The sequence below is a fragment of the Hominimerdicola aceti genome, from assembly GCF_025567495.1.
Taxonomy (GTDB): Bacteria; Bacillota; Clostridia; order Oscillospirales; family Ruminococcaceae; genus Hominimerdicola; species Hominimerdicola aceti.
Window position 1 is genome coordinate 109,521 of sequence record NZ_JAOQJZ010000005.1, and the last position, 24,362, is coordinate 133,882.

Annotated in this window: 19 protein-coding genes and 1 pseudogene; 3 read left to right on the plus strand and 17 right to left on the minus strand. The window is 42.3% G+C overall.

All coding sequences use genetic code 11. The features are described from left to right. Positions 1 to 49: 49 nt before the first annotated feature. Positions 50 to 283 carry an acyl carrier protein gene (acpP, locus tag OCV57_RS06600; protein ID WP_038672418.1) on the plus strand — a complete coding sequence of 78 codons (234 nt, stop codon included), beginning with the start codon at positions 50 to 52 and terminating at the stop codon, positions 281 to 283. Positions 284 to 458: 175 nt separating this feature from the next. Continuing rightward, a complete protein-coding gene (locus OCV57_RS06605; protein WP_046439839.1) occupies positions 459 to 863 on the plus strand; it encodes a bis(5'-nucleosyl)-tetraphosphatase in 405 nt (134 codons plus the stop codon). A 609-nt stretch (positions 864 to 1,472) separates the two neighbouring features. Here the strand turns inward: OCV57_RS06605 and OCV57_RS06610 are convergent. From OCV57_RS06610 to OCV57_RS06625, 4 genes are all read right to left on the minus strand, one after another. Further along, on the minus strand, positions 1,473 to 2,966 hold the full coding sequence (locus OCV57_RS06610) for a sodium:solute symporter family protein (protein ID WP_138336940.1): 1,494 nt from the start codon (positions 2,964 to 2,966) through the stop codon (positions 1,473 to 1,475). Positions 2,967 to 3,207: 241 nt separating this feature from the next. Continuing rightward, positions 3,208 to 3,312: a DUF3789 domain-containing protein gene (locus OCV57_RS06615; protein ID WP_022288118.1), complete on the minus strand. Its 105-nt coding sequence runs from the start codon at positions 3,310 to 3,312 to the stop codon at positions 3,208 to 3,210. A gap of 80 nt (positions 3,313 to 3,392) precedes the next feature. After that, positions 3,393 to 4,541 (minus strand): SLC13 family permease, encoded by a 1,149-nt coding sequence (locus OCV57_RS06620; RefSeq protein ID WP_267300891.1) that lies wholly within the window; start codon positions 4,539 to 4,541, stop codon positions 3,393 to 3,395. Between the two features lie 370 nt (positions 4,542 to 4,911). Further along, complete coding sequence (locus OCV57_RS06625; RefSeq protein ID WP_267300893.1) at positions 4,912 to 10,680, minus strand: anti-phage protein ProA; 5,769 nt, start codon at positions 10,678 to 10,680, stop codon at positions 4,912 to 4,914. A gap of 235 nt (positions 10,681 to 10,915) precedes the next feature. Here OCV57_RS06625 and OCV57_RS06630 point away from each other — a divergent pair, with 235 nt between their 5' ends. Continuing rightward, entirely contained in the window at positions 10,916 to 13,666 is a 2,751-nt protein-coding gene (locus OCV57_RS06630) for a glycoside hydrolase family 3 protein (RefSeq protein WP_267300894.1), read from the plus strand. 236 nt (positions 13,667 to 13,902) lie between these two features. Here the strand turns inward: OCV57_RS06630 and OCV57_RS06635 are convergent. The 13 genes and pseudogenes from OCV57_RS06635 to OCV57_RS06695 form a co-directional block, all read right to left on the minus strand. Then, a pseudogene (locus OCV57_RS06635) lies at positions 13,903 to 14,025 on the minus strand (transposase); the annotation flags it as partial. A 227-nt stretch (positions 14,026 to 14,252) separates the two neighbouring features. Continuing rightward, entirely contained in the window at positions 14,253 to 14,633 is a 381-nt protein-coding gene (locus OCV57_RS06640) for a DUF2712 domain-containing protein (RefSeq protein ID WP_267300895.1), read from the minus strand. 102 nt (positions 14,634 to 14,735) lie between these two features. Next, a complete protein-coding gene (locus OCV57_RS06645) occupies positions 14,736 to 15,371 on the minus strand; it encodes an ABC transporter ATP-binding protein (protein ID WP_117858032.1) in 636 nt (211 codons plus the stop codon). 11 nt (positions 15,372 to 15,382) lie between these two features. Further along, the gene (locus OCV57_RS06650) at positions 15,383 to 16,072 is read right to left on the minus strand and encodes a DUF2705 family protein (protein ID WP_267300896.1); all 690 of its coding nucleotides are present in this window, start codon (positions 16,070 to 16,072) and stop codon (positions 15,383 to 15,385) included. Between the two features lie 864 nt (positions 16,073 to 16,936). Beyond that, complete coding sequence (locus OCV57_RS06655; protein WP_267300897.1) at positions 16,937 to 17,722, minus strand: hypothetical protein; 786 nt, start codon at positions 17,720 to 17,722, stop codon at positions 16,937 to 16,939. A 377-nt stretch (positions 17,723 to 18,099) separates the two neighbouring features. Further along, positions 18,100 to 19,317, minus strand: coding sequence for a SpaA isopeptide-forming pilin-related protein (locus OCV57_RS06660; RefSeq protein WP_256320828.1), 1,218 nt, complete (start codon positions 19,315 to 19,317; stop codon positions 18,100 to 18,102). 47 nt (positions 19,318 to 19,364) lie between these two features. Further along, entirely contained in the window at positions 19,365 to 19,775 is a 411-nt protein-coding gene (locus tag OCV57_RS06665) for a DUF3846 domain-containing protein (protein ID WP_117563482.1), read from the minus strand. Then, positions 19,776 to 20,045, minus strand: coding sequence for a hypothetical protein (locus OCV57_RS06670; protein ID WP_267300900.1), 270 nt, complete (start codon positions 20,043 to 20,045; stop codon positions 19,776 to 19,778). A gap of 4 nt (positions 20,046 to 20,049) precedes the next feature. Then, complete coding sequence (locus tag OCV57_RS06675; protein WP_267300937.1) at positions 20,050 to 20,880, minus strand: DNA adenine methylase; 831 nt, start codon at positions 20,878 to 20,880, stop codon at positions 20,050 to 20,052. Positions 20,881 to 21,005: 125 nt separating this feature from the next. Beyond that, positions 21,006 to 21,203: a hypothetical protein gene (locus tag OCV57_RS06680; protein WP_117858018.1), complete on the minus strand. Its 198-nt coding sequence runs from the start codon at positions 21,201 to 21,203 to the stop codon at positions 21,006 to 21,008. Then, complete coding sequence (locus OCV57_RS06685; protein ID WP_267300902.1) at positions 21,203 to 21,976, minus strand: BRO family protein; 774 nt, start codon at positions 21,974 to 21,976, stop codon at positions 21,203 to 21,205. The genes OCV57_RS06680 and OCV57_RS06685 overlap by 1 nt, the downstream gene beginning before the upstream one ends. Beyond that, positions 21,951 to 23,195, minus strand: coding sequence for a DNA (cytosine-5-)-methyltransferase (gene dcm, locus OCV57_RS06690; protein WP_267300903.1), 1,245 nt, complete (start codon positions 23,193 to 23,195; stop codon positions 21,951 to 21,953). The genes OCV57_RS06685 and dcm overlap by 26 nt, the downstream gene beginning before the upstream one ends. A 63-nt stretch (positions 23,196 to 23,258) precedes the next feature. Further along, a complete protein-coding gene (locus OCV57_RS06695; protein WP_046441724.1) occupies positions 23,259 to 23,585 on the minus strand; it encodes a DUF4314 domain-containing protein in 327 nt (108 codons plus the stop codon). Positions 23,586 to 24,362 lie beyond the last annotated feature (777 nt).

Sequence of the window (24,362 nt, forward strand, 5' to 3'; positions counted from 1 at the left end):
TGCTGCGCTGAGCGGCAGACCCAGTAAAGTACAGAATGGAGGTAAAGTAATGGTATTTGATAAGATCAAGGACATTATCGTAGAGCAGCTCGACGTTGAAGAGGACGCAGTAACTATGGAGGCTTCTATCACAGAGGATCTCGGCGCTGACTCACTGGACGTAGTTGACCTTGTAATGAGCATCGAGGAGAGCTTTGATGTAGAGATCCCTGATGAAGAGGTCGAGAACATCAAGACTGTTGGCGATATTGTTAAGTATATCGAGAACAAGGTTGAGGAATAATCTTTGACTGTTTCAAAAAGCTGTGCTTTTGCACGGCTTTTTTTATTTTACCTGATTTGTGGAATATGCACAAAATGGGAGTATATTTATTAAAGGGTATAGACAAATGAGGGCTGTTGTGATATAATTAAATCAATGAGTAAATATTGGGGCTAAGCTCCGGAAAGGAAAAATGATGCTGCATGAAAAATCCTGCGGTGCTATCGTTTACAGAAAGTATCACGGCAACACCGAGATACTGCTGATAAAGCATATCAACAGCGGTCATTGGTCATTCCCAAAGGGTCACGTTGAGGGCGATGAAACAGAGGAAGAAACTGCCAAGCGTGAGATCATGGAGGAAACGGGGATAGACGTAAATCTTGATACCACGTTTCGGGAGATAGTGTCCTATTCACCAAGGAAGGACACGCAGAAGATCGTTGTCTACTTTATCGGCAAAGCAAAGAACACCGACTACACTCCTCAGGAAGAGGAGATCGCAGACATACGCTGGGTCGAGATCGGCAGGGCAGGACAGGTCCTGTCTTACGAAAACGACCGCAGTATTGTAAACAAGGCGAAGAAGTTTATAATCTGAAAAGAGTTCCATAAAATGCGTTCAGGTGTTGAACGGTGTTTTATGGAACTTTTTGGTGTCTGTATACACATTAATAATGTGGACCCCCAAAAGTTAGTTCAGGTAGGAAAACGGGCGAACACTGTTCGCCCCTACAGTGGATATTATACAAAATTCATGTGGTCAATTTGTGCAAACAAATGATTTATGATTTAATTTGGCAATAATCCATTAATTGTTGCATTTTTTATGCAACAAAAAGAGCATTTTTCAGGGATAAGTAGAAGGCGTCTTAGATACTTGCGGGCACGTACAAGCCCTGTGACTTAGTGAATACGATGAGAGATTCTGGAACAGGCTGTAGAGTACTTGTATCAGGACGTGGGCGTGCATTGTGATATTTTGTGTATACAAAACCTAGGGCATAATACCCAGTGTCATACTCCGAATGCAATTTGAAAATTGAATAAAAAAGGCTAAAACCCACGGCAACAAAATCGTAGGGGCGAACACCGTTCGCCCGCTTGTTTTGTCGTTTCGCTCACTATATCATTTGCATTATCCGCATAAAAAACAGGAACGAACAAAGTCCGTCCCTGTCTGCGTTTCAATTATGTAAGCCATGTGAAATCATATTTCGCTGTCATTATAACACTCGAACACCTTTTCAGCATGAGCCTTGTCAGCGTCGCTCTGCCTTGTGATAAGGCTAACGATAGGTACAAGAACAAGTCCGAAAAGCATTGCAAATGCGCCTGCGTTGATAGGCGAGGCAAGGTTTATGCCCCAAAGTGTTCCTGTGTGACCTGCAAGGGTGTAGTATGCCATGTGTATTACTGTTATGCCTACTCCTGCGATAAAGCTTGCCATGCAGGCCGCCTTTGTTACGCCCTTCCAGAAAAGTCCGTACATAAACGGCGCAAGAAATGCTCCTGCAAGTGCGCCCCATGAGATAGACATGAGAGTTGAAATTACTGTCTGTGGATTTTCAAGCGTGATTATTGCAAGCACAACTGAGATGATAAGAAATACGGCAATAAAAATTCTCATTGTGATAAGCTGTTTTTTCTCGTCCATTTTTTCTTTCATTATAGGCTTGATAAGGTCGATGGTCAAAGTGGAGCTTGATGTAAGCACAAGCGATGAAAGTGTTGACATTGAAGCAGAAAGCACAAGAACGATAACAAGTCCGAAAAGCAGTGAAGGAAGCTTTTCCATCATAGTCGGAACTATTCCGTCAAAACCGCCCTCAGGAAGTCCGTCAGCGCTCTTGACAAAAAGTCTGCCGAAGCCACCAAGGAAGTAACAGCCGCCTGCTACCACTACTGCAAAGAATGTGGATACGATGGTGCCTGTTTTGATAGCCTTGTCGTCTTTTATTGCATAGAATTTCTGCACCATTTGCGGAAGTCCCCATGTGCCGAGAGAGGTAAGAATAACAACGCCTGCAAGGTTTATAGGGTCAGGGCCGAATAGTGACGAATATGCACCCTTTTCACCGCTTGCGTCAGGAATATCACCAAGCAGGTCAAGAGAATTTCCAAGGCCACCGTTTTCACCAAGCACTGCAAGCACTACCGCCGCAATGCCTACAAGCATTACTATTCCCTGAATAAAATCGTTCAGTGCTGTAGCCTTGTAGCCACCCATGATAACATACACCGCAGTGAAAACTGCCATGCCGATTATACAATATTTGTAAGGAATGCCAAAGCCCTTCTCAAAAAGTCTTGACAAGCCGTTGTAGACCGAAGCCGTATAAGGGATAAGGAATACGAACACGATAAGTGCCGAAACTATCTTCAAAGGCTTGCTGTTGTATCTCTTTTCAAAATACTCAGGCATGGTCTTTGCCTCAAGGTGCTTTGACATTATCCTTGTACGTCTGCCCAAAACTTTCCATGCAAGCCATGAGCCTATGACGGCGTTTCCAATTCCTACCCATGTGGAAGCCACACCGTAATTCCAGCCGAATTTTCCTGCGTAGCCTACAAAAATTACTGCCGAGAAGTATGAAGTTCCATATGCGAAAGCTGTGAACCATGCTCCAAGACCTCGTCCTCCCAGTACAAAATCATTGACGCTTGCCGATTTTCTGCGGTAATAAACACCTATGCCTATCATAAGTGCAAGGTATAATACCAATACTATCCACCTTGCTGTCAATCCAATACACTCCTTTTACTTCATGTGTCGCTTTAAAGCTTTTATGCTTTTGCGTTTTTACTTGCTAAAGTACAATGATACTATTATAGTACAAAGCGGAGTATTTGTCAATACGGACAGGCATAAAAAAAGCCACCGCAAAGGGAAATTTTGCGGTGGCTTTTTTGGTGAAAATCACGAAGTTTACCTGTGTAAAACATCATCGTTCATCGTGACGGTCGCTTTCGCCTGCGGTGATACAAAGGCACATTGTCACAACGCCCACAAAACCGCCTACCAGCGTTCCTGCAAAAAATTCAAGCATAAAAACACCTCCTGCGGATAGTGTGGGCATTTAGCGAAAATGTTATGCAGATAAAGTGGGCAGGGTATAGAAAACTTATTTCAGTATGCGATCTTTACAGTCAGAGCCATTACAGCGAGAAAAGCGATATTTGCGGCTGTGAAATATGCGAAATATCTGCCTTTGATATTTGGGTGGCTGCGGCATATCTGCTTGTAGGATATAAGGCTTGCCATGGAGGCGATAAGAGTGCCAAGGCCGCCTATGTTCGTTCCTATTATAAGTGCGTTCAGCTTGTTGGTGAAGCCTGAAAGGAGTATAGCGCATGGAACGTTGCTTATTATCTGACTTGCGGCAACAGCAATAAAAAGCTCGTGACCGTTTATTATGCTGCTGAGTACATTGCGGAAAATCTCTACTCTGCCCATATTTCCGATAAAGATGAAAAATCCGCAGAAAGTAAGAAGCAGTGAGTAATCAACTGTTTTAAGCACATTTCTGTCAGCAATGGCAGAGAAAGCAAGTGCGCAGAGGGTTGTTATCTGCCATGGGATAAGCCTTGCAACTGTAAGCAGGCAAAGGACAAAAAGCAGGACGTATCCTGAAAGCTTTGTCTTGTCTTTAGTCGAATATGTATTGAAGTTTTCAGCAGTTATATCTGTCTTGACAGACAGCTTTCCTGACTTTTTACACACTGCAAGCGTCCACAGAAAAAGCATCGCTCCTGCCACAATAGTAAAGGGAAGCATAAGTACAAGAAAATCTTTCAGCTTCATATCTGATACACCAAAAAGGTATAGATTCTGAGGATTGCCTATAGGCGTGAGCATACTGCCAAGATTTGCGGCAATGGTCTGCAGAACGACAATGGATATGAGAAGCTTGTTGCCTGCTTCACCGAGAGTTGAGAGGGCGGTGAGAGTGAGGGGAACAAAGGTCAGAAGTGAAACGTCGTTTGTTATGAACATACTTGAAAAGAAGCAAAGCCCCACAAGCACTATGGAAAGCTGAAATGCGGTATTGACTTTGCTTATGATAAATTTTGCACTGCGTTCAAAAATGCCAAGACCTTTGCAGCCCTCGGTCACTGTCATAAGAGAGAACAGAAGTCCAAGTGTCCGGAAGTCGATATAACTTGCATATGCTTTGTCAGGTGTGACGAAAAATGCAGATATAACGGCTAAGAGCATTGCCACTATCAGGACGGTTTCTTTTTTAGCAAAGGCGATCGCTTTGTTTATGTTTTTCATTTTATCATTTTCTGTCGTTTATTCATATGATAAAATTATATCATGAAAATGATATTATTACAAGATTTTGAGCTGCTTTAAGAGAAAAAACTTGACAAGTTTAAATAACCATGTTATGAAAGAGAAAAAGAAAAGTTCTTTTGCAGTTCTTGAAATGGTGTTTTATATCACTGCGCTAATGTGTTCTCACAAGGCAGCGTTCAGGGTGCAGGCTAACATGAGAGTGAGCCTGAGGCGCTTAAAAAGGCTAACGGTATCTACAAGCACATGGTTGAGATGCAGCTTTGCTCGGAGAAATGGAAATACTGATATGAATAGAAACCACCGCTTGGAGGAAAGCTCTCGGCGGTGGTTTGGGTTTGTTTGCGTATTATTTTGCGGAGATGTTTCCGCTTTCTGATTTTTTGATAAGACCTGTGGTGAGAGCTTTTTTCAGGGTGTAGCTTATTACGCTCTCCGTTATGCCTACGGCTCTTGTGTAGCCGAATTTCTTGGCTGTTTCTCTTACGAGGTCGGTTTCTGAAAGGCTTATCTGCTGGCAAAGCACTTCTTTCACGGCGTTTATTATCTCCTCGGAGGGGATATCCTCCATGCTTCGCTTGTTGGTATCGTCGCTTGTGCGATAGATAGAATAGCTTTCAGGGGATTGTCCCTCTTTCCAAAGGAAAACTCTGTTTTCATCGGCTGTGGCGAATGGTGAAACGCCTTGTGCGGCATCGGCAAAGATGCTTTCCACTCTTGAGCCGCTTCGTGTTATGCCCCATGCGGTGAAAACTTTTCTCATGAAAAGCTTCTCGCTTATTGGTGCTTCGACAGCGATTATCTTTTCGGCTGTTTCCCTTATTTTCTGCTTGTTTTCGGGCTTATAAAAGTCATCAGATGTACCCATTATGCCAATATCTGCGGTCACATAGGGCTGTGCAAAGGCTGATGTGAGGGCGGAAGCTTCTTCTCTTTCAAACTGCGATGTGGAATAGACGGCAGGCTTTGAGGTGGGAACGGTTTCGGCTTCATGCTTTGGTGCGCTGTCTATGGCGGCTTTTATGTTTCCCAGAACTCGGTCCTTATCGTCAAACCAATCGAGCGTCCACACTCTCAGGATATTCCAGCCAAGACCGTTAAGCACGCTTGGCTGTAGGATAAATCTATCCTGTGCGGTTGAGCTGTGGAGAGTGTTTTCACCATCAAGGAGTATGCCCAAGAGATACTCCTTTTCGTTGTCAGGGTCGATTATGCCGATATCAACTTTGAACTCGGAGCTTCCGATGTTGCATTTCACCCCATAGCCAAGCTCTTTTATGGCTTTTGCGATACACTCTGTTACAGTGCTGTCGCTTGTGCTTTTTGTGGTGCTGTGGGCTGTTACGGCAAGCTTTCCACGCTCGGCAAACTCCAGAAAGCCTTTAAGTCCTGCAACGCCCTCGGAACGTGTCCTTGAAAGGTCTATCTGCTCAGGTCGGAGGACAGAGTAGACTATCATGGCTTTTCTTGCACGGGATATTGCTACATTAAGTCTTCGCCAGCCGCCGTCACGGTTGAGAGGACCGAAGTTCATTGAAACTTGTCCCTTTTCGTCAGGACCATAGCCGACGGAGAAGAGTATAACGTCACGTTCGTCGCCCTGGACGTTTTCAAGGTTTTTGATGAAGACCGGCTCTGGTGACTTTCTGTCAAGCTCTTCAAGCTCAGGGTGGTTTGCCCACTCTTCGCAGAGCATATCGTCAATGAGATTTTGCTGAACGGAGCTGAATGTTACAACACCTATGCTGTCATTGCGGAGTTTATCATCGCTCATTCGTCTTATTATCTCGTCAACAACAGCTCTTGCTTCCGCCTTGTTCTGCTTTGTTCTGCCCTTGTCATAGTGACCCTCGGGGTGGATAATGCTCACCTTTGAAATGAGGTCGTTATGGGACGGGAATGTGAGAAGCTTATTGTCATAGTATTTCATGTTGCTGTAGGCAATAAGGCTCTCGTGGCGTGAACGATAATGCCATTTGAGATATTGCTGCGGCATGGAGATAGCAAGGCAATCGTCAAGGAGGCTTTCAAGGTCTTCTTTTTCGCTGTTTTCTTCGTCTATCCGATTTGAGGAGAAGAAGTTTGTTGGTGGGAGCTGTTTAGGGTCGCCCACAATAACAACGTTCTCGCCCCTTGCGATAGTGCCTGCGGCTTCGGCTGTTGGCAGCTGTGAAGCTTCGTCAAAGATAACAAGGTCGAATTTCGGGAATGACGGGTCTATATACTGTGCAACTGATATGGGGCTCATGAGCATACAAGGGCAGAGCTTGCGGAGAAGATTTGGTATCTTATCGAAAAGGCTTCTAAGTGACATCATTCTGCCGTTGCTCTTTATGGCACGTTTGAGTATGCCCATTTCAGAGGTGGAAGCGCAGGCTGAGCCTTGGGCAGGTATTTTTGCGGAAAGACGAGCCAAAAGCTCCTGTATAGTCAGGCGTGAGAATTTATCGAGAGTGTCTTTGAACTGTGTGATAAGGTCGTTTGCACTGTTACTGCTGAACTGGCTAAGACGTTTATCGCTGTTTATTATCATAAGTGCAAGCTGATAATTTACTGTGCAGGAGAATGCTTTTTCTACGTTTTCGCTGTCAACATTGCCTGTGCGGTAGCTTTCGCTGACACCTGAAAGTCCGTTGTCTGAAAGCTCTTTGTCAACGCTGTTGAACTGTGCGGCGTATCTAAGCTTATCGGCGTTTTCGGCATAGGTATTAAGCTTTTCTGTAGATAAGCCAAGCCAATCTGCACTTGCTTCTATGGCGGTCATGTTGGCTGAGAAGCTGTCCTCAAAGGCTGAAAGCTTTTCAAGGAACGAGGAGAGAGCCTGTCCTTCAGAAGTGCAGTTTGCTTTTCCGATAGTCTGAGCCATTTGTGCAGGGTCAGCACCCGCTTTCTGCTTAATGGCATTCATAATGCTGTCGGTTTTTGAAACGGCTTTTTCAAGGACATTCCAATCGGTCTGCTCGTTCATGTAAATACCTGTGAGAAGCGCTGTTACATCTGACGGCAGGCTTCGCAGGAAGTCTTTCTTTTCGCTTATGGTGCAAAGCTTATCGAGAATTTCACCAAGGTTTGCTTTTGTAACGGAAGCAGGGTCTTTGGCGTGGAGCTTTAGGCTTTTTACAAGCTTGCCAAGTTTCATGGCTTTTGGCAAAAACCAGCTTTGCTCTGCCTGCTTATAGAGCATTTTCGATTCTGACGCAGGAAAGTCAAAAATGCTTTTTTCAAAATGGCTGAGGATATCGGTGCAGAGAGCGGTATACTCTTTTCCTATGGCAAGAGTATCTTTGATCTTTTGCAAGGTGATATCATAGTGAGGTGCGCAGAGAAGTCCGTCAAGAAGTTCACCGTCAGCGGTGGAAGCTTTGTATATGTCAGAAAGCATTTTTACTGCTGTCTTGTCAAGGTCGCCGCTGTAGCTATAAGCCTGTGCGAGAGTTTGTGCGCACTTAGAGGAAGCGGTGGCTTTTTGGGCAAGGTCGGCGGCTTCAGTGTGGAACTTGTCACGCTGTTCCATAGAATATGATGTAATGCCGATATCTTTAAGTGGGAAGTCGGCAAAGTCGCCTGTTTCGGCTATGGCTATTGAATATCTATGCACAAGGTCGCTGAAGCGGTCGAGAGTTTCTTTTGCCAGGTTTGCAAAGATATCTTTTGAAACTGATATTTTGTCTTTTTCGGATATACTGCGCTCATAGGCTGATATAGCTTCATAAAGGGTCACACCACAGTTACGCTTTTCGTGAAGTGCGGTTATGGTATCGTTGAGCTGGGCTTTCTGAGCTTTGAGCCTTGCGGCTTCGGCTGAATACTCCTCGGGAGATTTTATTTTGCCCACTTCAAGGGCTTTGTCAAGCGCTGCAAGGACAGTGGTCTTGTTTGTTTTATTTGAGTGGAGTTCAAGGCAGAACGGGTCAAGCCCTAGGTTTGCAAGACGTTTCTGCACCACGTTGAGGGCTGCCATTTTTTCGGCAACGAACAGCACAGACTTGTCATTGTAGAGGGCGTTTGCTATCATGTTGGTGATAGTCTGAGATTTTCCTGTTCCCGGAGGGCCGTGGAGGACAAAGCTTTGTCCGCTTCCTGCTGCGGCAATGGCGGCAAGCTGTGAGGAGTCTGCGCTCATTGGCACTGCCATGTTTTCAAGGTCAAGGTCGGAATCTATATTCTCGGGGGTTATGCTTATATCCTCTGGGGCATAGGTGAGAGAGCCAGCCATAAGGCTGGACACCACCTTGTTTTGGCTTATCTCCTCTGAGCGGTTGCGAAGGTCGTTCCACATTACGAACTGGCTGAACGAGAACAGACCGATGAAGGCATATTCCTCGATGTTCCAACGCTTTTTGCCCATGACCGCCTGACGGATAGTATTGAAAACAAGTGGCAGGTCTATGCCGTGTTCGTCAAGTGGGAGAGGGTCAAGACCTGTGATACTGATGCCGTGGTCTTGGCGGAGATATTCAAGAAGCGTGACGTTTATCTGAGTTTCTTCCTGTCTGCTCCTTATTATATAGCCCTTATTGCGTGTGTTGCGGACGATATCTATAGGAATAAGCACCAAAGGGGCATAGCGTGGCTTTTCGGAAAGGTCGCTTTCATACCAGCGGAGAAGTCCCAGAGCGAGGAAAAGGGTGTTGCTGCCGTTTTCCTCCATGCTCACCTTTGCGGAGCGGTAGAGGCTTTTAAGGGCGGCGTCAAGGTCGGATTCATTAAGGAACGTTCTTATGCGGTTGTTTTTGAACTCGTTCTCGGCGATATTTGTCACAAGGTCCTTTTCGTTCTCGATAGCGAATATTTTTGCGTCACGAGTGGAAACTGTCCACTCGGTAGGTATTTCCATGATACGGAAGTCACTTCCGCTTGCAAGCTCGTCCTCAAGCTTTCCAAGGTCGGCGGTCATAAGCTGCATGGTGTTCTTTGTGACACGGAAGTTCAAAAGAGAATTTCGCAGGCTGAAATCAAGGAGCTTTCTTTCCCATATGCGCATTTTTGTGACGGGTTTATCGTTGCCCTCTGCCACTTTGCCAAGAAGCGAGCTGTTAAGCTCGGAGGGGGCGAGCATCTCTTTTGGCTTGTCGGATTCTTCTGCAAGCTGCATACCTGAATAGGTTTGCTCGGGACGCAGAGGGATAGGTCTTATGCCACTTCCACGGGTGCGGATAATGTCTATGACGCATTGGAATTCCATGTTGCTTATATGGTCTTTGCCGTGTTTCATGGCATGGTCGAAACGCTCGACATCGTGAACATTGCTGTCAACCAAATCTGTACACTCCACAAGGAGCATTTCTTCGGCATTTTCTGCAATGCGCTTTTCAATGGCGGAAACATCGTCAACGCAACAATCTGCGAAAGTTTCGTTTTCAAGCCAACAGCCGCAGAATGCGTGACCTGTCATGAAAAACAGCAGAGGGTGAAGTCCCACCGCTTCAAGGCAGGCGGCATAAAGCACCGCAAGGTCAAGACAAGTACCCATTTTTTGCTCCAAGACCTTATGCGGCAGGCGTATCCTCTGACCTATGACCTCATAGCTTGCAGGGGGATCGTTGTAGACTATTTTCTGCTGAACAAGGGCGGCAAAAATTGCTGCCATTTGAAGCTTCACGTTGTTTGGGTTGTTGGTCTGATAGCCTGTGAAAGAGGGGTCGCCTTTCCACTTTTTCAGGAACGTGGAAGCGTCATGAATAACTGGGGAGAGCGCAGGGTGATTTGGCGTAACAAATGCGGCTATCATCTCAGGCATTATGTTCAAACCGCTCCACTGATCGCAGGCGAGAAGCTCTATAGTGTTCTGATAGGTGAAGATATTTTCACCATTTTGAAGCACCTCAATGGTGATATTGCCCACCATTTTTTCTGTAAGAGAGAAAAGAAGATCTGTGTTGGTAGATATTCTCACGGGGGATATTTCGGCAGAACTTTTTGCGGGGATAGAGCCGATATGATATGTAAATTCCTTTGCAAACTCAGGCTCAAAGGTTATTTTAAGTCCGATATTCTCAAGGGTTTCCTCTGAGTTGTTATTTACTACAAGGCTTCTTATGACAGGGACATAGTTTTGCTGCATGGCAAAGTTTATAGATGCGTTTATGTGTCCGCCGACAGTGACGATATTATCCACTTTTACCCCTCCGACAATAATTTTTTTAATAAGGAACACCGAACAAGAAGCGTGCGGTGCAGTCATATATACTCATTATAGCACAAATAAACACATTGTGCAATATTTTTCCTTAGGACAGGATATGCTATATAAAAAGTAAACCCATTGTTCATAGTATCTTTATTGAATAGGTGGGAGGGTTGTGCTATAATACACTTTGAAATTCAATAGAAAATTTGGAAAGGTGAAAGCTATGGAAAGAATACTTGATTGGAACAAATATCTTGATACTGCGGCGAAAATGGTTTCTGAGGGAATCGTTATGCTCAAAAATGAAAATAATGCTCTGCCACTTGATACAGACAAAGAGGTGGCTGTTTTCGGACGCATACAGTTTCATTATTATAAAAGCGGAACAGGCTCGGGAGGAATGGTGAACGTTACTAAGGTCGTGAACATTCTGGACGGGCTTATTGATAACGGCATAAAGGTCAATGAGAAACTTCTTGACACATACAGAAAATGGGACAAGGAAAACCCATTCGACTTAGGCGAGGGCTGGGGTGGAGAGCCTTGGTCGCAGAAAGAGATGCCACTTGACGAGGGGCTTGTCAAAGAAACTGCAAAAAGCTGTGAAACTGCCATTGTGATAATAGGCAGGACGGCAGGCGAGGAGCAGGACAACAGGCTGGAGGCAGGCTCTTATTTGCTAAGCGATGACGAGATAGAAATGCTCACGGTGGTGAGGGAGCATTTCAAAAAAGTTGTTTTGCTTCTCAACGTGGGAAATATCATTGATATGAATGACATAAACAGAATTGCTCCTGACTCTGTGCTTTATGTTTGGCAGGGGGGAATGACAGGCGGAAAGGGTACAGCAGACGTTTTGACCGGAAAGGTCAGCCCAAGCGGAAAGCTTCCTGACACTATCGCATACAAGGCGTCGGACTACCCTTCGGACGCTAATTTCGGCAGGGAGGAAAACAGGGATATTTACGCTGAGGATATTTATGTGGGATATCGCTATTTTGAGACTTTTGCTAAAGACAAGGTGCTTTATCCGTTCGGATTTGGTCTTTCATACACTGAGTTTGAGATAAAGACGGAAAAGGCTGAGATAACAGAGGGGGCTGTGAAGCTTTCTGTATCGGTGAAAAATATCGGTTCTTACAAGGGCAAAGAGGTAATAGAGGTCTACTGCGAAGCTCCGCAGGGAAGGCTCGGCAAGGCGGCGAGAGTGCTTTGCGGCTTTGAAAAGACCAGGGAGCTTGTACCACAGGAAGAGCAGGTGGTTGAGATAGCAGTGGATATCGCAAAGCTTGCTTCTTATGACGATTCGGGTGTGACGGGCAACAAGTCATGCTATGTGCTTGAAGCAGGGGAATATAAATTCTATGTGGGCAGTGACGTGAGAAGTGCGGAATATGCTTGCAGTTTTGAGCAAGGTGAGGATCTGGTAACAGAAAGGCTCACTCAGTCGCTTGCTCCTGTGGAGAGTTTTGAGAGGATAAAGCCTGTTTGCGAGGGCGGAGCTTTCAGCATTGGCAGAGAGGCTGTGCCTTTATCAAAGATTGACGAGAGTGCAAGGCGTTTGGAGAAGCTTCCGAAAGAGATAGCATACACTGGTGACAAGGGCATAAAGCTTTGGGACGTTAAGAACGGCAAGAACACAATGGACGAATTTATTGCACAGCTTTCAGACTATGACCTTTCCTGCATTATAAGGGGCGAGGGCATGGGAAGCCCCAGGGTCACGGCTGGTACGGCTTCGGCGTTCGGGGGAGTGTCGGAAAATCTCAATGGCTTTGGCATACCTGCTGGCTGCTGTTCTGACGGTCCGTCGGGCATGAGACTTGACTGCGGCACAAAGGCTTTCAGCCTGCCGAACGGCACTATGATAGCTTCTTCGTTCAACAAGGAGCTTACAAGTGAGCTTTTCGCTTTTATGGGGCTTGAAATGGCGGCTAACAAGGTGGATTGTCTGCTTGGCCCTGGAATGAACATTCACAGACACCCTTTGAACGGCAGAAACTTTGAGTATTTCTCGGAAGATCCTTTTCTTACGGGCAAAATGGCGGCGGCTGAGTTAAAGGGCATGGCTGGTGCAGGGGTGACAGGTACGATAAAGCACTTCTGTGCGAACAATCGTGAGACAAACAGGCATTTTATCGACTCGGTGGTATCGGAAAGAGCACTCAGGGAGATATATCTAAAGGGTTTTGAGATAGCGGTAAAAGAGGGAGGAGCTTCCTCTGTTATGACCACATATGGCAGAGTAAACGGCTTGTGGACGGCAGGAAACTTTGACCTTAACACAGTGATACTTCGTGAGGAATGGGGCTTCAAGGGCTTCACCATGACGGACTGGTGGGCGAACATAAACGTTCGTGGAAAAGAGCCTGACAAGACGGATCTTGCAGCTATGGCTAGGGCGCAGAACGATGTTTACATGGTTTGTCCTGACGGAGAAAAGAATGACGACAACACGCTTGTTGCCCTTGAAAATGGCGGTATAGAGAGGTGTGAGCTTCAGAGAAATGCGGCGAACATATGCGGATTTCTTCTTCACACTAATGCTCTTAAGCGTGCGGAGGGTACAGGAGATACTGTCAAGGTGATAAACCGAGAGGACGAGGAGCAGGAGGACGACAAGCCTGTACAGTTTTACAAGGTAGACCGTGACATAACTCTTGACCTTAGTGATGTTGACACAAAGAAAGGCACTTCTTATAGCTTTGCTCTTGACCTATCAAACTTCGGTATTTACAGGGTGATAGTTACGGCAAGCTCTACACAGAGTGAACTTGCGCAGATACCTATGACGCTGTTCAGCATGGGAACTGCGGTGGGTACGTTCACGTTCAACGGCACTGGTGGCAAGGCTGTTTCAATGGAAAAGGAAACGCCTATGTTCTCACGCTTCACAACCTTCAGGATATACTTTGCGCAGAATGGGCTTGACCTGCACAGTATCAGGTTTGAGCTGACGGACAAGGAACGTTGATTTAAGGCTGGCGTTACGTTTTGTGCAAGTGAATAAACAGCAAGATCGGTCAGTAGATCCCAAATGGGATTACTGACCGATCTTTTTGTGGTATTTGTGGGTGATCTGGGCATGAAAAAAGGACTATCAAACGATAGTCCTGAAATTGTATAATTGCTATCAAATTTGCATATTAGTTTATCACCGATATAGACCTGATTGCTTTCACAGAACTAGGTCCCAGTTTCTCAGCGGCATCGTACAGAAAAATGTACAGCATCAATAAATATAATGGAATAAACTTCGTTAAGAGGACGTTTCTGCCAGTCCTCTATCTGCGGAAGGAGGCGGTCTGTGATATCGGATACCATACTCCTCGAGCAGCATTCCGATGATGTTCTTTTTTCCTTCGCTCATTGGTTCTCTTTTTCTTCTTCCCATAAAAAATCAGCCTCCTGTGTTATTTTTATTATATCACAGTTGACTGACTTTTTACAGACTTTTCTTCAGAGGGTCTGTTTAAGTGGGAAATGAGATCACTTTATGAGTAAAAATATGTTCATTTGTAATAATACTTTATATTTGATTGTTTTTGCTTACTATTTTTTTATAAATATACACCTGTTTCTTCATCCCAATATCCAGTTACAGTATATGTTTTAGAAGACATAAAATTATTATTTTCAGCAGTAAGATAAACATTTATATGATCGCCATTATCATTTGCTCTCTTATATCGTGCAGAATCTCCTTGTTTTATAGAATATTCTGAACTTGCACTTCTACCATTTTTGTTTACTATCCAAAAATTTGTAATAGTATGTTGACCTTCACCAGATTTACTCATTTGTACTTTCCAACTATTAGAGTTATCACTTGTATTCCTGAATTCTGACTTAGGAGCTTGTGCATTATCTACACTACCCTGAATTCTAAAAGAAAAACCTATATTATTATCTTTATATGCTGCAAATACACTTGGAATCATTAAAGTTGATACTGCAACAACTCACATACTAATGCTTATAACTTTCTTCTTTAAACTATTTTTCATTTTAAAAGCCTCCCAATTTATTACAAAAACATATTATTACTTACGCTGAAATCTACCATTGGAAACTGATATAACTGTATCGGACAAAAGCGAAATATCCTCTTTATTATGACTTGCAATGATTATAAGCTTGTTTTTTTTCTTTTGTTCTAACAGGATTCTTCTGACATCATTGACACCATCTTCATCCAGAGCGTTTGTAGGCTCATCCAAAAGGAGAATGTCAGGATCTTCAAATAATGCCTGAGCAATACTTAATCGTTGTTTCATTCCCAGTGAAAAAGTTTTTACTTTTTTCTTGCTGTCGGGGTCGAGTCCTACTGATTTTATTGCAGATTTTATCATATTATCATTAGCTGTATTTTTTATTTCTGAAAGCATTTTCAGGTTATCAAAAGCTGAAAAATTAGGCAAAAGGTCTGTATTTTCTATAATTATGCCACAGCTTTCAGGGAAAGAAATATCCTTATGCAACTGCTTGCCATCAATTATTACTTTGCCGCTGTCAGGAAAAATCAAGCCGCAAATGGCACGCAAAAGCATAGTTTTTCCACTGCCGTTTCTGCCAACAAGTCCGTAAACATGACCACTTTCAAAAGTCAGATTTACATTATCAAGAATCTTATTATTCTTTATTGTTTTGGATAAATTCTCTATAATTATTTCAGACATTGCATATCCTCCTAAAAGATATCTTTTTGTTTTATGATTTTCCTGCATAAAAAAATACATACAATAATTGCAAAAGCCAAAATTAAATATAAAATGTATAAATCTACAAAATCAGCTGATATTAAATCTGTCCGGTTTTTCATTGAAAAGTTTGTAGTTAAAAACAGTAACGGAAAATATTGCTCCTTTTCAATAAAGTATCCACCCAGAATTGTGGAAACTATGTAGTATGAAAAAGCTGTAATTACGCCTGCAAATGATGAAAACTTCAGTTCAACCAATATTTGCAGTATACTGATAAAGAACAATGATAAAATGCTTGTGAAAATATAATTTGAAATATCTGCAACTGTAAAATCAATAATTTTTTCGTTGCGGATAAATAATAAAAAAGCATAGATAATTATCCGGGTCAGGCAAAATACACATACTGACAAGAATGATTTCAGAATTATTTTCCCAAGGATTAAAGTTCTTTTTTTATATCGCAAAAGCTCATACTTTCCATAACCATAAAGGTATTTTTCACAATTGCCAAATAAATTGAAAACAACCAGTGAAATAAACAGAAAATCCGATGCAACAAGCATATTGCTGTTTCTGATATTTACCCCTTCAATTAAACCTAAAAGACCTCTGCTGGGAAGAGAGTTTTGCATAAAAAGTGCCGAAAGAAAAATTATCGGAATATATAATAACATTTTTTTAACATAGTGTGAGTCCCCTGCTTCATTGAAACGTCAGAAGTGGGCATATATCTCTCACTGACAAGAAGCAATCCATAAGTATTGAAATTTCAAATAGTGATGAGATTTACTTATCATTAGATCAGATACTTCTGTTCTTATTTAAATAATTACAAAACATCTCTATTCTTTATTTTGATTTTATTCAGAATTACAAACACAATTATTATTGGAACAAACATCAGAACATCTGAAACTATATTCAAATTTTTCATATCTGTATTATAATATTTGGTGCAGACAAGTGTAAAAAATATAGGTGTATTAAGATGCAGTAGTTTATAAATAAACATCATAACAGAATTAACTATAAATACAAGAATACCGCTTAAAATAGAATTTAATGTAATGTAGTACAGAAATATCATAATTTGACTTGTCAACAGATAATAAAGAACATATGCTGAAAATTGCAGAGCAAAAATATCAAAAAAGTTTATTTGAAATAGTATATTTTTACTAAAATTCACACACATAAAAATCAAATGTGGCAGGCAAAAGGCAACTGAAAACATAACAGAGCAAAAAATTGAATTTATCAGATTTTTATTTCCAATCTTTTCTCTTGAAATTCGAATAACATTCTGACAATTAAGCTTCAAGAGAGTACTACCAAACAGAAATGCAAACAATAATGTATAAATTGTTGCTGTGTTGTTATACCACAAATATCCGGCAGTGTTCACTGTATTATCAATTGCATCTTTAATTAAATTATCTCCATTTGCCATGGATATATATTTGTTTTTCCTTTCAACAGTAAAGTGATAGAACAAAAAGAAAATAAATGTCAGTAAAAAATATATGTAATGTTTTTTCTTATATTTCATCTTTGTTTCTTAACCCCATAAAATAAGTAACTATAAAAACCATCAATACAGTAGCTGAAAATATAATTAAGCCTGAAAGATAATGATTAAATCCGTACTCAGTAAAAGGTTGTATGGAATTTCCGACACCGTAGGGAAAAATTGCCTGAATTATCCAAACAAAAAATGAAACAGGGTAAGCTATATAATGATTTCTGAAAATAATTGAAAAGCATAATCCTAAAACACTACAAAGACCACAGACGAAGCAGTAGGTTATTATATAAATAAAATAGTAAATATATGGGTGGTTATAGCCAAATATAAACCATTTATTCATATCATGATAGTATTCCTCCATGCCTCCGAACGAACTTCCGCTATGAAAAAAAATTATGCACAATAAGAAATTCAAAAGCAGAGAGAAAAACATTATTACAGACGGAACAATTGCTGCAATTTTAAATTTTGTTTTGTAATACTCTTTTTTTCCTACTCTCATTATCAGACATTTTAAATAGCCACTGTTTCTATCGGTTGTATAACTATCCGCATATAAAAGCAAGAAATATAATGGCAATATAAAAGAAAGCAGTATTTGTGTAAAATGCCCCATTGTTGAACCTGACAAAAAGCTTGTAAAAGCAGGGTGATTTTCAGGGTCAAAAGAACCAAATAAAATAATGTCATTATAAATATGTTGAATAAAATCTATTAATGGCAGCAAAAACATCAATAAAATAATTAATCTGCCCTTTGTACTTTTGAAAATTCGCATTAATTCACATTTTACCATTTTATCACCTTTAAAACAGAATAAGCATTAAATGAGACACGATATTGTCTAACTCATTAAGTATATTCCAAAAGTCGGCAATTGTCAATGGTGTTTTTTACAAATAAGCAAACAAATTATTTGTATTTTTGGGACATTATGTGTTGATTTTATGTAAGCGTAAAATAAATCCACGACTTCCAAACAATTGAACTTTGGTGTATAATAAAGTCCAAGCAACTCTATAGAGCGGATGAGAAAATCTAAGTTAGTCTATAGAGTGCATTGTGTACTGTAAAAAAATTAGAGTGGCAAATTTTATGCCATTCCCAACTAACGTTTTTATCACAGTTGATTAATTTACAGAGATTTTTTCGCAGAGCCATCTCGCACTGTCGTTACCCTACCCTCAGATCATCAAATACCGCAATGCCTTTTGCATTGGTTTTATCAGTTTCGGCAAGAGATTTTCCGTTATAGGTATAGGATATATTGAACTCCCTGCCGCTGATTATGCCATCCTCGGCAGTTTTGTTAATTTTGATTGTTCCTGTTTCATAGTCCTCTTTCACCTTGTTTTTTCCTGCTTTGATTGTATATACGGTCGGATCAACTGAATAACCTGTTGGAGCCTTCAATTCTTTTGCGTAATAAGTCTTGCTTGGCAGCTTTACAGAGCCTTTTCCATTGCTGCCGATTTTGATTTCGGCAACCTTGTTTTTGCAGGACTTATCATGATAGATTCCATATACCGCTGTAGAATTATCAACGCTTGATTTTCCCACAAGATCACCATTTGTATTATACTTATCTATCTCAAAAGTCACGTCGGTCTTTGTGATCCTGAACGCCGACATATTCATAGCAGTTGCAGTTTTACCGTCGGTCTTGTTGTTGATCACAACACCCTCCGAACCGTTGGACTCTATTCTCCAATGCCTGCCGCCTGCGCCTTTTCCGTCGCCGACTGTTTTGGAATTTATGAGGCTTTCGGATACACCGATAGATTTCAGATATGAAACAACATCGTTTTTTGAATCAAATTCACCCATGTAAATCCACGCATGATCTTCGCCATATGGATTCTGAGCCACCACTACAGAACCGGGAGTAATATTTGAACCGTCGGCACACTCCCAATACGGACGGTCCGTGGTCTTAATATTCTGCTTTTCAACATCGACTTTTGAAGTCACACCGTCATAAGTGATTGTGCAGTTATCGCTGACTGTCAGCCAGTGATCGGTATCAACGGGAACAGGATTATTCCATGAAAATCCCGATGTTTTGTATCCAAGCTGCGTCAGCGTATAGTACACAAGTCCCGAACAGTCGATGCCGAGATTATTTATCGTCTGCACCGACAGAGGAGTATACTGTCCCTGATTGTATGCGTACCAGTACCCCTTATTCCCAAATGTATACGGTGTTCCGAGCAAAGTTGCCGCCTTTGCGATCACCGTATCGGAAGACGGAAACGCAGAGTTTTCGGTCGAAGTACTTGCGGCATTTGCTGTTATCGCTCCGCTCACAGATGAACCGAGCATAGAAAAAGCGCAGAGGCCTGCCATAAACCCTGCGCCAAGCTTCTTTAATATTTTGGATTTTTTAAACATAAAATGCATTTCTCCTTTGATTTTAAATTACAACACTTTACTTTTTATTACATCGTTATTTCCGGCTCAGGTTCATCCGCCATTTCCTCATCGGGAGTATTTTCTACCTCAATTTCCGTAGCCTGCATTTGCTCCAATACGATAATGGGAGTTTCAAACATTTCGGAATATTTCTTGATCTGATCATCGGTAAGTGAACAGCTGTCCCATTCGCCGTATTCGTTCATATAATTTCCTGAAACAAAGAAAGTTCCATGTACAAGAACATTTCCCACAATACGATTAGGCTGTGAACCGTTAAGCAGGAATTCATCGTTGCACCAAGCAATCGCAGTTTCTTTCGGCTCAAAATATATAGGTTCGATACACCCTCCGACTATTGCCTGCATATCGTGAATATCATCGCCGATTTCCTTTTCATACGGCGCTTTTTCAGGCTCAATAACAAGTATTTTCATTTACAAAACCTCCTCATCTTCATTGCAATAATCCCACAGTGGACACTCGTTACAGTCATCATACATTGAACACGTCCTCTCTATTTCTTCCTCCGAGATGCCGCAGTCGGGACGTTCTGTTTCAGGAGCATTGCGCCATATCGTAAGCGTCACTCCGTTATCATCGCACTCCATTTCTACAACAACAGGATTTCCGTTTTCATCATAAAGTCCCGAAAATACGGTAGTTCCGTTGGTTGTGAGTACCTGTGCAAAAATAATCTTTCTCATAAAATTATACCTCCAAATTGTCTGTTTCATCGTCAAACAGCGAAAGCTGGCGAACCGCCTGTAATCTCTCGCTTGTATCGTAATTGGATATGAGCAGCTCCGCATACTGACAGCCGCCGTCGTATCTCTGCGCCAGATTATTCAGTCTGCTGATCTCCTCAATGTGAATATTAGGCTTATCCCAAAGTTCACGGATTTCAGGACAGTCATTGTAGGAAACAAGAAACTTGCCCTTGATATCCATTAGCGAATCCCTGAGCCTAATATGATCCTTGGTTTTAAAACCAACGTCTTTGTAGTAGTTTTCGGTTGCAAAGTACGGTGGATCGCAATAAAAAAAGCTGACAGGGCGGTCGTACTGCCGTATCAGTTTTTCAAAGTCTTTATTCTCAACTACTACCTTCTGCAATCTCCTTGCTGCCAAGTCTATCATCGGGAAATCCGACCATATTGAATGCGGCTGACTGCCGAAGCTGTCAAGTCCACTTGCGTAGCTGTAACGGATAAGCTGATAAAACTTCGCCGCCCTGTCAACATCACGAAATCTGCTGAACAGACCTCGCTTGTGAAGACTAGCAATCCAGTCGAAATCTTCACGAGAATCGAGGACATAACGAAGCTTGTACTTCAGCTTATTCGGGTTATCCCTGACACAGCGATAAAGATTTGCAAGATTTCCGTTAAAATCGTTGTATACCTCAAAATCCATACCGGGCGGTTTATGGAATAAAACCCAGCCTGCACCTCCGAAAACCTCGATATATCGTTCATAGTAAGGCGGAAATCTTGCAAGTACTGCGTCACGCAATGCCTTTTTACCGCCTAACCATGACATAAAACTGTTCATGAAATTCCTTTCCGTCGTTTAAAGCCAATGACAGAAAGAAAGTCGCTTTGCTAATTACAGAAGTTTTCTGTCATTGGCAAAACGACTTTAGTTGTTATTTAATTGTGTTTACTTCAACCCTTGATTATAGGGTCAACATATGAAAAAATAATACGTTTCTGTTCAAGATAGCCGTCAGCTTTATTGACCTCGTTACACAGCTCCTTGTACTGCCTTTCCGAAAGTACGGGCTTTGTGGCTCTCAGCATTGCTGGAATACTGCCGAGGCAGAACTTGAAGTCCACTTTAGCTTTAATTCTGTTTGTGTGCATTATCCCATCTCCTTGCCATAATATTTTCTCAGCAGAGTGATCACAAATCTTTGCCCTTTTCCTGTCACAAACGTCTGCTGATAGGTCTTTGTCATAGTCGGAGTTTCAAAAACCGACTCCTTTACGGAAAAATATCCTCGGTCGATAAACGCCTGATAGGGGAGATTATTCGCCATAAGAACGCCTTTTCCTTTGAGCCAGCCGTAAAGCTTGTTTCTGCCGACGGGGATATTTTCCGCTCTCGCAAGCTTTGCCATTGCGTTCATGTCGATAAGATTATCGGTATTTGACACCTGATTCGCAAACTCCACCAGCGGCTGATCGTGGCGGATACGTTCATTCAGCTTGTTGATAATGGTCATTTGAAGTCGGAACAGGTCACGGTATGGCTCGTCGAGAAAGGGGAGATAGTTTTTGATGAACATATCCTCGTTGGAAACGTAGCCGCCGGTGCGTCTGATGGTGGGGAGGACTTCGGCGGTCACCCAACGCCTGAACTCTTTGGCTCTCGGCATTTTGCTTGAGAGAACTAAGCTGTAAAAGCCGCTTTCATTGATAATAGTGGTCTTGCTCTTGTAATTTGAACCACTGTCGGAAATCACGACGGTGGTTTTATCCTCGGTATCCACATGACGTGAAAGAGCGTCCCTTGTGTTGGAATACCCTAAAATTTCCGCAACATCTTTTCCTACAAGCCACGGTTCGCCGTCCTTAATGACTGTTCTCACTTTTCCGAATTCGTCATTTTCAAATATTTTTATCATATTCTTCATTTGCGTTTTCCTCCTCGTCAAATTTCAGTAAATTTCTTGCAATAGCTTCAACCACATTTACCGTAATTGAATTTCCTGCCTGCTTGTAAAGCTGTGCGTCGGACATACCTGCTTCAGCGACTTTTTCAAACTGCTCTTTTGTAAATCCCTGCAATTTCCAGCACTCCACAGGCATAAGCCTGCGGATTCTGCCTTTGTGTACTATTCCGTGTCTGTCCGTAACCGTGAGCGTAAACATCGGTTCATTAGGTTCTTTTATTCTGCGACCGTTCTGTCGGGTAGTTTCCTTAAATGGGTTGATTATCGCCCTAGGAGCTTCTTCAAGCACTCCCGAACGTTCGCCTTTGTGAGTTTCGTTTGTTACTCCCAAATCCATTCTTGTATGCAGACATCGGGCATTTTCTGTAATCTGCGGATTTTCGTTCAAATCACAAAAAACAGCGGAATGTTCTCCTCTATGATGAGATACTCCGCTGTTCTGACGTGCGGTAACACATCTTGCAATGTCTGTCATCTGAGGATCGGGATTGCAGTCTATGAAATAAAGTCCCGTTTTACCGCCCATGCCGCCCGAACCGCTGCATTGCGTAACAGCCGTGCCGTCTGTGGAATAAACTCTCGAACCCTGACTGCCGCCTATCAGCTGTTCAGGTTTTCTTTTTTCGCAATTTTCCTCATCATTTCCTCCGAAAGCCAGTATTTCTGAGGGACATTTGTCTCCAAGATATCCGATAAGGAACAGCCTTCTTCTTGACTGCGGTATTCCGAATCCGGCAGAGTTAAGCACGCGCCAGCACATACTATACCCCAGTTCAGAAATCTTTTCAAGGATGATTCTGAAACATTCCCCCTGCGATATACCAAGCAGGTTGGGTACGTTTTCAGCGATAAAGTAACGGGGGCGCTTGGCTTCAAGGATTTGGATATAGTTAAAAAACAGGTTTCCTCTATCGTCCTCAAAAGCGAGTCTGCGCCCCGCGACACTGAACGATTGGCAGCACGGGCCTCCAACGAGCAGATCAAAATCCGGCATATTTCCGTAATCGATTTTTGTGATGTCCTCATAAAAAATTTCCCCTTTTGTGTCATACAGCGTTCTGTAGGCTTTCTGTGCGAATCTGTCAATTTCACACCATCCGACGCACTCAAACCCGCCTACTTTTTCAAAAGCCGAACGGAACGCTCCTATTCCTGCAAACGCTTCGAAATATTTTATCATTTATCACCGTTCCTTTCCTTTTTGTAATAAAAAAACGGCTAAGTCTTTTTCAAAACTTAACCGTTACATTGACATATTCATTTCTTCGTTTTCTTCAAGATCTTCCGTTTCTGTAATTTCCTCGCACTCAATATTTTCCTCTGTTTGCTTATCAATCTGACTCTGTTCCTGAGCGATTTTATGGAACTTATCCACATCGGGGATAACCCCAAGCGTTCTTCCGTTATCAAATTTACAGTGCAGAGTACCCGCATCGTCCACAAATTGAACTATGCCTTTAGTACCTGGTGGAATCGGACGGGGATCGTTATCCATACTGTCAAGGCATATCCGAGTTCCTTCGGGATATCTCTGCCTGAGCATTTCTACCTTCTTTTCGTTGTAAATCATATAACACCTCACATCGTCATTCCCATATCGGGTTCTTCGGTCATGTCCTCGGTCTGACTGCTGTTCATTTTTTACTTGATCACCTCCAGTCGTTTTAGATTCCCTTTTTATAGTATATTTGTTATCAAGCCTCCTTTGAAATAAAAAAAGACCGCTTTGTCGTTTATCACATTTCGTGATATTTGACAAAACAGCCTTCTAAACTTTGTGAATGTTTTTTCATAAAAAATCGGCAGGCTTAGAGCAAAATATACTCAAAGTCTGCCGTTATGTTCGATATTTTTTGTTGTGTAGGGTTCGACTCCCTTTTTTTCGTGAAAACTGGTGAAAAGCATCCACGGTTTTACATTAAAATTTTTTGTTTTCTAAATATCAAAAAAGCCCGTAAACACGGGCTTTTTAAGGTGAGTATCCATTTGGTATCACCAATATGGTTGCGGGAGCTGGATTTGAACCAACGACCTTCGGGTTATGAGAACTAGCAGGCAACAAACAGCATGAGTGAAGCCCCTCGCAAAAGTAACTATAAGCCCCGTGGAGAAGTGATAAGCAACGAGGGAAAACTACTCACGGAAGCAGTCACAAGCCCTCACATTGAGCGACAAGCGACACAAGGCAAGCTCCACAAGAGCAAAAATAAAAAAAAACACGGAAAAAGAAAACAAAAACACAAACAAACAGCGGACAAAACCACAAAGAAAAAGCCCCGAGAAAAGCAACGCACATTCAAAGAAAAGAAAAAGAGCTGAGCGATATATCTGTGAAATCTATCATGCG